This is a genomic window from Psychrobacillus sp. NPDC096426 (genome assembly GCF_044762745.1).
Classification (GTDB): domain Bacteria; phylum Bacillota; class Bacilli; order Bacillales_A; family Planococcaceae; genus Psychrobacillus.
Genome location: NZ_JBIWEX010000008.1, coordinates 1 through 12,278 on the forward strand (window position 1 = coordinate 1; position 12,278 = coordinate 12,278).

Consider the following 12,278-nt stretch of genomic DNA (forward strand, 5'->3'; position numbering starts at 1 on the left):
CGAATGGCTAGTTCTTACTCGGTGGGAATCCCACCCACTATATGTTGCAACCTATGCTCGGTCGCTCCTGGAGTCGCCGCCCTTCCGCTCCAATCCGCAATATTTGCTAACTAATCAGTGTCACTACTTTCAATTAAATCTTATGTAGTATTCCTAATAACAAATCCAGTAAATGGCTATGAGCAACAAACCAGTCACTTAAAGCAACCAGTTCTACTTAGGGAGCAACCAAATTGTTAGTGAAAGCAATCAATTCTTAAAATAACAAGTTTTCTTGGAATGAAACTACAATGATCACAAGGTGCTATCCAATAAACAACAGAAAATGAAAACTTTATCCTCTAAAATGCTCCACTTATTTGGAAACAGCATTTATTGATTAGGTTTAATAAATATTGCGTAGTTGTTCTGATCAAGTTAAATCTCTGATAATTGCAGATACTAAATTAGCAAGAAATTCCCATTGATTGGAGCGCAAGGCGGCGACTCCTGCGGGATTAAGCGGGACAGGTGAGAACCCTCAGTGGAGCGCCAGCGACCGAGGGGGCTCACCGCCCGCCCCGCGGAAAGCGTCCGCCTGGAGCGGAAATCCTAGCGGACACTTAAAAGAGCCTCATTAAGATTACTATGCTTTATCTCTAAACAGTCGCATACTTATGTTGTTGGGAGAAAAATCTCCACATAGCAGACATTTTAAAATTTCCTAAATATCAAAAAGTGACTCCACCTATAGAAGATGGAGTCACTTTTTCTATTAATATAGGCTTTTAACAAGTGTTTCCAGCATGACTGGCATTTCGACAAAGGCACTATCAACATGCAGTCGCTCTGTTCTCTGGTGTGCATCTTTACCAAATGGACCTACATTCAACACTGGCCCTTTAAGCTGCGCCATATCCTCGAATGGTATACTATATGTATCTCCCCATACCGGTGTATTGCTTTCAAAAGCAGTCCAACCTTTGCCTGAATCATCATAATTTACATAACTTAAATCGCAAATACCATTGAAATAATGAATTTGATCGATTTGATTACCAAATGATTGGGCAGACTTTTTCATCAGCTCTACCACTTCCTTCACGAGCGGATGTTCGGAAGTATTGACAGCTGGATAATATGGTGGCGCAAATAATAGAACTGTTGCAGGTGCAAGCTCCTGGCATTGAATCATTAGATTATCCACAATACGAAGTGACTTTTCACGGTCATCCCATTCCTCATTTTGGAGAGTTTCATTTTTCAGACGTTCTACTTCAGCTATACCTAATTTTTTTGTTGCATGAGCTAATAGCTGTTCATAGCGAAGCACTTTCACTTCCCCAACGCCGCTCACTTGCTCGCGGTCACAAATCATTTTATAGCTTACATTCAATGCGCCCATTGCTTCGGTTGCTACTTGCTCAAACAAATCCATTACTTCTGCAGCTGTTCGTTTCAACAAAAACACATTGTAAAGTGCCACAGCGCGATACGGCGTTTGTGTCGAGTAAGACATTTTCAGATCCTTTTGTTGTAATGAAACCGGAAGTGGTGTACTTTCTCCAAGATCCGATTCACGGAATAAAGGATTCCACTCCATTCGCTGCGTCAAATAGGAAGCGATGTAGTTCGCCGTCATCCCTTTCATCGGCTCTCCAACATGCGTCTCTTTTCCATAAAATAAAGCGGCAGGCATTATTTTACCGATTGTTCCAGAATAAATATACTCCGCAATATCCAAAGGTTTTTGCGAAAATGACGGTTCACTATTCAAAAATAGCTTATATGATAATCCAAACTCTTCGCGAATACGAACTAACTGAGGTACAGCTGCACGCATTCCTGCAGAATTCACTTCTTCATCTGGAACAGTAGTTAAAACAAGGTTTATCGGCCACTCTTCACGACTCGCTTTTTCAAGCAACTGCATATGAAGTGCAAGCCCCATTTTCATATCCATTGTACCTCGACCAAACAAGTACTTACCTGTTTCCAAATCAATACGTGCCGTTTCTGGCAAATCATCCGGATTTTCCATTAGCTTTTTCGTAAGCTCCTCTGGAAAATAAGCAAGGGCTTGTAAAGATCCATATTCTTCGGTTTGGACCGTATCAAAATGGCTGATTAAAACAACCGTTTCCACCGCTTCTGGGTGCTTGTATAATGCAGTTACCACATGTCTCCCAAGCCCTGCATCATGTAACTGCAGATGGCTCGGATGATCTTGAAAATACGCTAATTCTCTTAACTTATCCAACACTTTTGGAGCAAAAGTAGTTTCCCCTTCTGTCAACGTAATACTATCCCAACTAACAAGTTCACATAACAACGCTCGAAGTTTCTCCGATGTATCCCATAATAACTGACTCATTCTATCTTTCTCCTTTGCTACAGATGCCAGGCACCCGTAACATAATTGTTATATTCTACAAGCTCTTAAACTAGCTCTCTTGTACGACTTTCTTTACTACAGCTTCTTTTTGATTCTTTTTCTCTAATCTCAATTTATAGAATAGCATACAAGCGATGAAAAAACCTACACCATAATATAGACCTACTCGCTGCGTTGGATCGAACGCTAAAAATACTAATATCAACAAACAAAACGCGATACAGAATATAGGAACAAATGGATAGAAACGAACTTTATATCCTAGATCCTCCAGTTTTCCACCATTCTTTAAATAACGTTTTCGGAACATTAGTTGAGATGCAGCAATGCCCATCCAGGAGATAGTGACGGAAATTCCTGCTATTGACATTAATAATACGAATACCGCATCCGCTTCCATTACACTTGTAAGTAATGACAAAAGAGAGAAAAGCATCGTGAACAATAATGCTGTTAATGGAACTTTTCGTTTCGTAAGACGGCCAAACACTTTCGGTGCCATACCTTCTTTAGCCATCGACCATAGTAAACGAGTGGATGCATACAAACATGAATTCCCTACGGATAATATGGCAGTTAAAATAACAAAGTTCATAATACTACCTGCATATGGAATACCGGCTAAATTCATCAACGTGACAAATGGACTTTCCAACAATCCAAGTTCAGATGCTGGGAAAATAGCGGATAATATGATAATGGATGCAATATAAAACACGACAATTCTAAATAGAATCGTTCGGATCGCTTTCGGAATGTTCTTCTGCGGATTTTCTGTTTCTCCTGCGGCAATACCAACCAACTCAGATCCCTGGTAAGAGAAGATGACATTCATCATCGTCACAAAAACGATCGCAATCCCAGCTGGGAACAGTCCTGTAGGTGCTAAATTAGTCGCAAATGGTGTTGCTCTTTCTTCCAATGGGATAATCCCGAAAATTGCCGCAGCACCAATGATTATAAACAGAATTACAGCAACAACCTTAATACCTGCAAACCAAAATTCCGCCTCAGCAAAAGCTCTCGTTGTAAGCGCATTCAATGCAAATAGTAATACCATGAAAATTGCACACCATATCCAGATTGGTACATCCGGAAACCAATGCTGCATAAGTATTCCAGCTGCAGTAAACTCTACTCCAGCTGTAGCAGCCGAGCCTACAAAATACATCCACCCAAGCGAAAATCCTGCTGACGGACTAATAAAACGCGTGGCATATGTTTGGAAAGAACCCGTTACAGGCATATAAACAGCTAGCTCCCCTAGACAAACCATTACCATATACAAGATTAATCCACCAAATAAATAACCAAGAATAGCTCCCCCAGGACCAGCTTGATTTATCGTATAACCTGCATTTAAAAATAACCCCGTCCCAATTACTCCACCAAGAGAAAGCATAAATAAATGGCGGCTTTTCATCGAGCGATTTAATAAATTTTGTTGTGATGAATCTCCAATATTAGACATAATATCCCTCCCCTATTGCAGCTAATTTAACTAAACCAAATCCTCTTCTATTCTTCCCTGTTCGTTAGAATCTCAAAGATAGGCAACTTAGACCGCCGTCTTGCTTTTGAACTTCAGACATATCAAGCTCAATTGTTTTGTAGCCTGCTTCGTTAATTTTGCGTTTCGTTTCGCTGTACCCTTCTGGAATAATTACATAATCATTCACACGAATACAGTTGGCTGAGTATTCATCTTCATCGCTAATAACGATTTTATCGTATGAATCAAATTCAAGATGATCAATAAATTCACCTGCAACGACCATTTTATTATTGCCTAAATAAGCAATTCCCGTTTTCAAGTGGAAGAACTTTTTAAGCGGGATAATTGTTGCTTCAAATCCTTCGCTTTCTAAAATTTCTTTTAACTGACGCGCCCCTTCTTCATTCGTACGTTCAGAAATTCCGATATAAAACTTATTATCCGCTTGTAAAATATCCCCACCATCCAGAGTGCCAGGCGATTTAATATAATGGAACTTGTTATAAAAATCTTTTAAAACACTTTCAATTTCAACGATTTCTCCATTGCGAGATTCCGCACCTGGATTCGTTACAACTGCAAATTCAGCTGTCAGTACTGCAGCATCTTCCACAAACGTTGAATCTGGAAATTCTTCACTCGCTGAAAGAAGCGTGACTTCTACTCCACATTTTTTCAAAGCTTCCACATAAGCCTCATGCTGAACTAGTAATTTATCATAATCCGGTTTTCCAAGATCCGAAGTAGTTAATCCTTCTACATAGCTTTTACCAGGTGTTTTTACGATTACATTTTGAAATTTACTCATTTTATTTTCCCCCTTAGTTTCTAATTACTGGACTTGTTAGACACGTAGGACCACCAGTACCTAAAACACTGATCTCGCGTCCTTTATATTCATAAACTGTTGCTCCTGCATCAAGCAATTGTTGTTTCGTCGATTCATTGCCTTCGACTATGACACAAACACGCGGTGCAAGTGCTAGAACATTGCATCCAAGATTATCGTATTCCGCCTTTGGTACTTCCACTAATTGAATACCACGTTCTATCAATAACTGACGGAAAAATACTGGCATTAATGGTGAATGCACCACCGCCAAGTCTTTATCGACCATACTAATGAAAGACATCAAATGTAAGCATTCTGCTTCTCCTTGATCATGGGGAAGCTGCACAACGATGAAGTCGTCTACAAATGGTGCTGTCATTTCTTTCAATTGGCGAATTGCTTCGTCGTTTGTACGATATCCACGACCAACTACAAGTGTTTTATCATCTAACCAGACGATATCCCCACCGTCCGAAACCGCATCACCAGTCAACTCTCCAATAATCGGAATCTCTTTTTCTAGTAAAAACTCTTTATAAACAGTAGCTTCTGGCTGTCTTAATTTTTTCCCTGATTTTAAAATGATAGCTCCAGCAGGTGTGAATTTGACAGGATCATGTGCATAAATGGAATCCAACCCAACAGTGTCTGCTTTCGGAAGGTAGTCAATTTGAGGTACATATTTTTCTAAGATCTCGATGAAACCTTTATACTCACGAACCGCTTCTTCAAAATTTGGTTCTTGAACATAATTAAATGTCTTCCACTCATCTGATAAGTGCTGCTGACTAATAAAGGCATCGTCTGGATGCTTCACAATTACTCTTTCTAATTTTTTATACATAGATGAATTGTATGCCATCTTTCTCCCCCTTTTTCCGTTTATCGGAAAGTATAACCGCATAACGGAAAGTTTATATTTAAAATATATGAGTTCTATGCTACGATGTCAATATATTTAGAATACTTTCTATTATTAATCAAAAAACAGGTGGTGTTTCCATGCAATCGATTTCGCGCGCAATGCGTGTTGCAAAAGTTTTAGCAGCGCATGCAAATGAAAAAGGAGTAAGTATTTCCGCACTCTCCAAACAATGCGAGCTTCCACTCAGCACGATGCATCGATTATTACAAGCGATGATTAAACAAAGTATGGTTGAGCAAGATGAAGACTCCAAATTGTACCGTCTTGGCATGGTTTGGTTAGAGTATGGTTTACAAGTGTACGATACAATAGACTACGTCAGCAAAATCAGACCCGAGCTGGAACGCTTGTCTAGGGAAGTAGAAGAGAGTGTCTATTTAAGTAAACCTGTTGGAACAGAAGCGATGATTGTTGAAAGAATTGATAGCGAAAATAATCCAATTCGAATTTACGATCAACTTGGATTGCGTATTCCAATGCATATCGGTGCTGCCAATAAATCCATGCTTGCTGCTATGCCTAGGTCACAATCTGAAAGTATTTTGTCTCAGCTTTTACCTGCAGATAATATTCCAGAGTTTCTACAAACACTTAATCAAATCACGAAGCAAGGCTACGCAACTAGTCACTCTGAAAGAACAGAAGGCACATCTTCTGTCGCAGTTTCTATTAAAGACAGCATTGGACAAATCATCGGTGCCATAAGTGTGGGCGTTGTCAGCTTTAATCTAACGGAAGAACGGCTCGAGTTCCTAATAAGAAAAGTAATGGAGACCGGGAATAATATTTCCACAAGGTTAAGATTTAATAACTAAAAAAAGCTCAAGCTCACAAGCACTTTAATAATTGATAGAAATATGGGATTAAATTTTTCATTTTAGAAAAAAAGCAACTTTTCCAGTGGCCTCATGATTGAGACAGATGACATCTTAGGCGGACGCGAAAGCGGCGGTGATAGCTCATCGCTCAACCCGTAGAAAGCGTCTGCCTGTAACGGAAATCAGCCGTAACATTTTACTCTTTAATATCAGGAATTCTGGGTTCATGGGCCACAAAATTTTATACTTGCTTATCATTTAATTTATTATTGATTTGAAATCATTCAATTGATTGTAGAGGAAGGCGGTGACTCCAGCGGGATGAGTGAGACAGATGTGCCATCACAACGTACGCGAAAGCGGCGGTGATGGCTCATCTCTCACCCCGCGGAAAGCGTCCGCCTGTAACGGAAATCAGCGGGATTATTGAATGGAAATATATTAAAAAAAGAGAGCAACCGCCTATTCGACAGTTGCTCTCTTCTTACATATATCCTTAATATTACTTCAAGTTAGCCCATTCGTTTTCAAGCCATGTTTTAAATTCGGAACCTTTTTCACCTTCATATGCATCGTACACATCAATACGCATTCTTCTTAACTTTGTTGCGAATTCTTCAAATGTATGATCAGCTGGTAAACTTTTTTTCACGCGAACGAAGACTTTATTAGCCCCTTTAATCACTTCGAACTTTTTGCGTGCAGGAAGCGCAGCCTCTTCTCCGAACTCAAGAAGAATACGATATGCAGCTTCTTGAATTTTATATACTGGGTCATTTGCTAATCTAGATTTCATAATGTCGATCACTTGACTAGTATTGTACTTTCCTAATTCCTCAACAGCATCATAACGTGCTCTCCAATTGGACGTACGGTTTGCTGCTTTTTTTAATTCCTCATAATTCTCCGGTAACTCATTATTCACTATCTTTTTACTCAACTAATCCAAACTCCTTTTTTTGTTCAACTCTTCATTACTGTCACATCTCTTCATTATATACTACGATTGATTGTTCTCCTATTTTTATCGGGTAAGCCTTATATTATTCGATTGATTTATGTAGTTTTTTTATGTTTTTCTTCTTTTTGTACCGTTCACTCATTGGCATCCCAAACTCGGGATACACTTGCTTTACTAGTTTTATATTCTTACTCATATAATAGTAGCGATGAATAAAAATGGAAAAGTAAGCTGTTAGGAGGGATAACAGAGATATACAAATAATAATCACTATAAAAACAGCAGAAACCGTGTATATAAAAGATAAAATAAGCTGGCCCAATACATAACCTGCTCCTCCAACAGACATCCAACTAACAGGAATAATGCTTTTTTGCTGTAATTTATAATACGTTCCCGAATATAGTGCTTTCCAATTTAGAAAATTCATCCCTACCAATAGAACAAGAAAAAACAATACACCGATAATGAAAGATCCACTACCCTGTGCTCCCATATTTATATACATCATTTTTTGAATCGCCAAAAAGTAAATATACGTATTTACTACGCCATAGATTCCGAAAAATAAATAATAAGATTTCTCATACTTCTCTTGTCTACGTTTTTCTTTTCTATAGGGGTTCTCTCTCCTATCTATATTAACCAAATATTACAGAAGTGTTACTCGCTCTAGCACTAGCAACACTTCTAATCTATTAATTAATTACAATACTCCTAGACTCATTTCAGCATAGGTTCGATTGGATTGTGTTTTCTTGAACTGAACGAATACAGGAGTTTTTTGAGTCATATTATGCTCTTTTAAATAGGAGAACAGTTCCCAATACTTAACTTGCGATTGCACTTCATACTCTTCTGTAATTCTCGTCATGATTAATTTATCGACAATAAAATAGCTACTAAAATTTACTTCTTCATCATTTGGAAATGAAAAAAGGCTTTCTGCAATTGGAAGAAATAGTTGCGCTGTCATCACTTCTGCAGTTGGATCACTAATTATCGAAAAAAATATCGCTCCAGTTGGATGATACCCATGTCCGGTTAAAATTTCATCAAAGTCATTTAACGCGATATCAATTTCCTCTGGCAAAAAGTTATACAATTTCGATGCCACATTCCGATAAGCAATTTGATGGTTTTCTACAATCATTCTTCATCACCCTGCCCTATTACTGGCACATACAAATCAATTATATAATCGCCATACACTTCTAATAACACACAATAATACGTATTATCTAGCTTTATCCCTCTGGCATTAGCATACGATTTTATTTTTTCATAAGCAGCATAAAAATCCATTTCTTGATCCGCCTGTCGCATGATCAAAGCCCTTTCCAACACAAAGATTTCTTTAAATGAAAAATCACCCTCATCCGCCAGTACAACCGGACTACTTATAGGTAAGTAATATGTAAATCGACCTGATTTTTCATCTGTTAAACTTTGCACAAACGAAAAACATATCGGTCCATTTCGATAGACATCCTTATTAAGCGTAAAATCTTCTAGCATATAAATACTTTCTTGCCAATCTGCTTTTTTCTGCTCCACTTCATACGTCAACACATTCTCAAAAACTAACGAACACATTTCAATTCCCATCCTCATTCACCCTTTCTCAAATTGTTTCCTACTTATTCAAATAACCTCGATCATTAAAAGTAAAGCTCTTAAAGTGAACTTACAATGTAAAATGACAAGCTGCTCCGGTAAGATAAATAGCATTACGAAAAACAAAGAAATTCCAGTTACAATAAAAATCATTCCATTTAAATCAGCTATTTCCGTGTTCCTATCCACAAATTTGATGGCAAAAACAATACCCATACCACCAATAATTGCAGCTGAAATATATGAAGTTGTCTCTAATTTGTTCCTTATCTCACCTTTTTTTGAACCTTTACGGTAATGTCCATTACGTAAGAGAAAATAAAATCGCAGGAAAATAACAATAAAGAATAAAAAAGGGACAAGACAATAAGTGCTAAAGTAAACCAAAAATGTACTTTCAATATTCCATCTTTATTAGGGTAAATTGTAGACCTTCCTGCCACAAAATATTCTAACGAATACATCATTGCTTATAAGAAGACTGACACTATTAGAATACCTGCTAAAGCACCGGGGCTTTGTCTCCCAGATTCAAAAGGTCCTCTCAGTACTGCAAAATCTTCTTCCTTAAATTTTTTTCTCATTTGAGCACTCCACATCAATTAAACCCTATTTATTCAAATATCCACGCTCATTAAAATTAAAGCTCTTAAACCGAAACTTACAATATAAGATGACAAGTTGCTCAGGAAGTACAAATGCCATCCCAAAAAACAGAGCAATGCCGATTACTATAACAACTATGGCATTAATATCATTAATAGCAGAATTTCTAGCAATGTACTGGATAATAAAAACGATACCAAGACCGCCAATTACAGCTACTGGTAAATAGGATTTTGTTTCGAATCTTCCCCTCAACATGTCTTTTTTAGATCCTTTTCGGTAATGCCCCTTCCGCAACAGTAAGTAGAAGCGGATAAATGTAGCAATAAAAACCAACAAGCCTATAAATAATAAAGTATAAGTGAAGGTTAGAAGAGAGCTGGGGGAAATATGCATACTATCTCCATCCTGCCCAATAAAAAATATTGCCATTATAAGAACTGAAATAGAAAATAAATTCTGTGATACTAGAATGGATATAAGATACTGTATCTTTCCACTTCTTTTATATACTGCTGGAATTGCATAAATGAGAGATAATACAATAAGCACAGCGGTTATCCAAAAATGAACCTTCAATATCTCGTCCTTATACGGAAAAATCGTCGAATCAGCTGCTATAAAATACTCCAACGCATAAAGTAATGGCTGAAAAACAATGCCTAAAATTAGGGCGAAGCCTAAATTTCCAGGACTTTGTCTTCCAGATTCAAGGGGGCCTTTAAGTGCTCCAAAATCTTCTTCTTTTAGCTTCAATCTAATCACATCTCTTTCTTGATTAATGGAACCATCCTTTAATACGATCCATAGCGGATTTCTTTTCTTTTCCTACTTTCGCATTTAACGCAGAATTTACGAGGATTCCAAGTCCTACTACCAAAAGCAGTACCCACTCCTGGAATTGGTATTAATACCGTTCCTAATGCAGTAAGCCCAACCTGCACCGCTCCACCAACAGCCACATCAATCGCCGTATCCACCGTTGCACGTCCAGCAGCTTCCCCATCGCTAAGACCTTCATCTTTGGCAGTCGTATAGTTGCCATAATAACTTAATCCAGCACCTATAGGACCCAGTGCTTTTCCAGCTCCTTTTAAAGGTCCACTTGTTACCATACCTTTTACATCAACAAGATCTTTAAACGCCTCTCCGGTTCCTTTAAGCGTGGCAGATCCTACTGTTTTCGCCTTTTGAACAGATGTTGCCTGATCATTCCAATAGGCAAGGGATGGATGTTTTTTTAAAGCTTCGTCCCCAGTTCCAGACCAACCGCTTTGCTCAGTTTTTTTTGTGCCATATTTCAACATTACCGTATTATTTGCCGCAATTTCATAATGTTTAGGCGACCATTTATTATTTCCTTTTGGAACATTTTTCATTAACTCTTTAAACCCTTTAGCATCTAAATCTGCTCTTAGACTTCTTACTGCTTTACCTGTAGCATTGATACGATATCCATACGTACCTGTTTTTGGATCCAATACTCTCGATGTACTTAATCCGCCATCTTTACCGGCTACATACATCCCAAAGCTCGAAACTCCACCAGTAATAGCTGTATTCGCTCTTGTAGCCCACACAACCGCTGTCGCCAACTCTTCCACGGTCGGATTTGCAGATGAAACATTTCCTGGCTTCTCTTCTTCCCCATCTGCATCCACATTCCCTGTATCCCCTAAAGGGGTATCTAACTGTGTTCGTAGGGGATGGCTTTCCGAATACTCCCTCCACCGGTCTGCCGGAAAGTCAATATCTGTCAAGCCGTCATTCATCATGCCTTCAATTTCCAACAACCACAGTTTCAACATAAGCAGATCGGATTCGGCTTGCGTCAATGCATTCGTCTGATTCGTATCAAACTCATTCAAATCGATAACTGTATTATCTCGCTTTTTTTTAGCATTACTAACACCATCTTGCACGCCACTATCATCTAAATGAGGAAGTGAAACGATATCTGCGACTTGATCCATAATGCCATTTGTTTCTTCTGTTAGATTACTAGTTACTTGGGAGATTTCCGTTAGCCCTTCTTCTAGTTCCCCTTCTAGAAAACTTTGACGAATAAAACCATTTCGATCTGGCTCTAAAGCATCGAGTGCAGCACCCATTTGAGTAAGGGTGCTGTCGAATGCGGTTTTGAACGTGAGGAAGAATTGTAAGAATGGCAAATGACAATCATTGTAAAACGCTCGAATTGCATTTCCACCTTTTCCTTTTAAAGAATCTTCCATGGAAGCTAGACCAAGAATAGCAGTTTCTATTGCCTTCATCTCACCCTCGATCCGAGTAAGCATCGTAATATTTCGCTGTAAGCCATCATGAAACGGACTGACATCTAATATTTTCATGGAGCCAACCTCTGCGGTCCATTAACCGTACCTTCCATAACAGTTGCAATTTTCTCATCGGATTCCTTCATAAATTCAACGGAACTCTTAGTAGTCTGTATGTTCGTGTTTAGTACCGTTTGATATTTCGTCAGTAATTGCTCCAGCATCGTTGAAAGATCCGTTAATTTCGTCACAACATCCATTGTATTTCCTGTAATTGGCGGTTCTGCTTTTGGATTAAGCGATTCATTAGCATTTGTCATTTCTACGAGTTGCATTTCCACATCAGCATATACGATTTTCACTTCAGTTGACAT

Annotated in this window: 13 protein-coding genes; 1 reads left to right on the forward strand and 12 read right to left on the reverse strand. The window is 38.4% G+C overall.

All coding sequences use genetic code 11. From position 1 onward, the window contains the following. Nucleotides 1-754: 754 nt before the first annotated feature. From ACIQYS_RS08470 to ACIQYS_RS08485, 4 genes are all read right to left on the reverse strand, one after another. Nucleotides 755-2,353: a M20/M25/M40 family metallo-hydrolase gene (locus ACIQYS_RS08470; protein ID WP_402977624.1), complete on the reverse strand. Its 1,599-nt coding sequence runs from the start codon at nucleotides 2,351-2,353 to the stop codon at nucleotides 755-757. A 70-nt stretch (nucleotides 2,354-2,423) separates the two neighbouring features. Further along, nucleotides 2,424-3,845 (reverse strand): amino acid permease, encoded by a 1,422-nt coding sequence (locus ACIQYS_RS08475; protein WP_402977627.1) that lies wholly within the window; start codon nucleotides 3,843-3,845, stop codon nucleotides 2,424-2,426. Between the two features lie 64 nt (nucleotides 3,846-3,909). Beyond that, the gene (locus ACIQYS_RS08480; RefSeq protein WP_402977630.1) at nucleotides 3,910-4,677 is read right to left on the reverse strand and encodes a dimethylarginine dimethylaminohydrolase family protein; all 768 of its coding nucleotides are present in this window, start codon (nucleotides 4,675-4,677) and stop codon (nucleotides 3,910-3,912) included. A gap of 13 nt (nucleotides 4,678-4,690) precedes the next feature. After that, nucleotides 4,691-5,563: a dimethylarginine dimethylaminohydrolase family protein gene (locus ACIQYS_RS08485; protein ID WP_402977633.1), complete on the reverse strand. Its 873-nt coding sequence runs from the start codon at nucleotides 5,561-5,563 to the stop codon at nucleotides 4,691-4,693. A 140-nt stretch (nucleotides 5,564-5,703) separates the two neighbouring features. On the opposite strand from ACIQYS_RS08485, the gene ACIQYS_RS08490 reads away from it, so the two are divergent. Further along, nucleotides 5,704-6,441, forward strand: a complete 738-nt coding sequence (locus tag ACIQYS_RS08490) for an IclR family transcriptional regulator (RefSeq protein ID WP_402977636.1) — start codon at nucleotides 5,704-5,706, stop codon at nucleotides 6,439-6,441. 505 nt (nucleotides 6,442-6,946) lie between these two features. Here ACIQYS_RS08490 and ACIQYS_RS08495 read toward each other — a convergent pair. From ACIQYS_RS08495 to ACIQYS_RS08530, 8 genes are all read right to left on the reverse strand, one after another. Further along, entirely contained in the window at nucleotides 6,947-7,384 is a 438-nt protein-coding gene (locus tag ACIQYS_RS08495) for a HEAT repeat domain-containing protein (protein WP_402977639.1), read from the reverse strand. Between the two features lie 103 nt (nucleotides 7,385-7,487). After that, nucleotides 7,488-7,916 carry a hypothetical protein gene (locus ACIQYS_RS08500; RefSeq protein WP_402977642.1) on the reverse strand — a complete coding sequence of 143 codons (429 nt, stop codon included), beginning with the start codon at nucleotides 7,914-7,916 and terminating at the stop codon, nucleotides 7,488-7,490. A gap of 195 nt (nucleotides 7,917-8,111) precedes the next feature. Next, the gene (locus ACIQYS_RS08505) at nucleotides 8,112-8,558 is read right to left on the reverse strand and encodes a DUF5085 family protein (protein ID WP_402977645.1); all 447 of its coding nucleotides are present in this window, start codon (nucleotides 8,556-8,558) and stop codon (nucleotides 8,112-8,114) included. Continuing rightward, a complete protein-coding gene (locus tag ACIQYS_RS08510; RefSeq protein WP_402977648.1) occupies nucleotides 8,555-9,013 on the reverse strand; it encodes a DUF5085 family protein in 459 nt (152 codons plus the stop codon). The genes ACIQYS_RS08505 and ACIQYS_RS08510 overlap by 4 nt, the downstream gene beginning before the upstream one ends. Nucleotides 9,014-9,049: 36 nt before the next feature. Then, nucleotides 9,050-9,238: a hypothetical protein gene (locus tag ACIQYS_RS08515; RefSeq protein WP_402977651.1), complete on the reverse strand. Its 189-nt coding sequence runs from the start codon at nucleotides 9,236-9,238 to the stop codon at nucleotides 9,050-9,052. A 393-nt stretch (nucleotides 9,239-9,631) separates the two neighbouring features. Beyond that, a complete protein-coding gene (locus ACIQYS_RS08520) occupies nucleotides 9,632-10,393 on the reverse strand; it encodes a hypothetical protein (RefSeq protein ID WP_402977654.1) in 762 nt (253 codons plus the stop codon). A 29-nt stretch (nucleotides 10,394-10,422) separates the two neighbouring features. Next, the gene (locus tag ACIQYS_RS08525; RefSeq protein WP_402977657.1) at nucleotides 10,423-11,979 is read right to left on the reverse strand and encodes a ribonuclease YeeF family protein; all 1,557 of its coding nucleotides are present in this window, start codon (nucleotides 11,977-11,979) and stop codon (nucleotides 10,423-10,425) included. Further along, nucleotides 11,976-12,278: a YwqI/YxiC family protein gene (locus ACIQYS_RS08530; RefSeq protein WP_402977660.1), complete on the reverse strand. Its 303-nt coding sequence runs from the start codon at nucleotides 12,276-12,278 to the stop codon at nucleotides 11,976-11,978. Before ACIQYS_RS08530 ends, ACIQYS_RS08525 begins: the two co-directional genes overlap by 4 nt.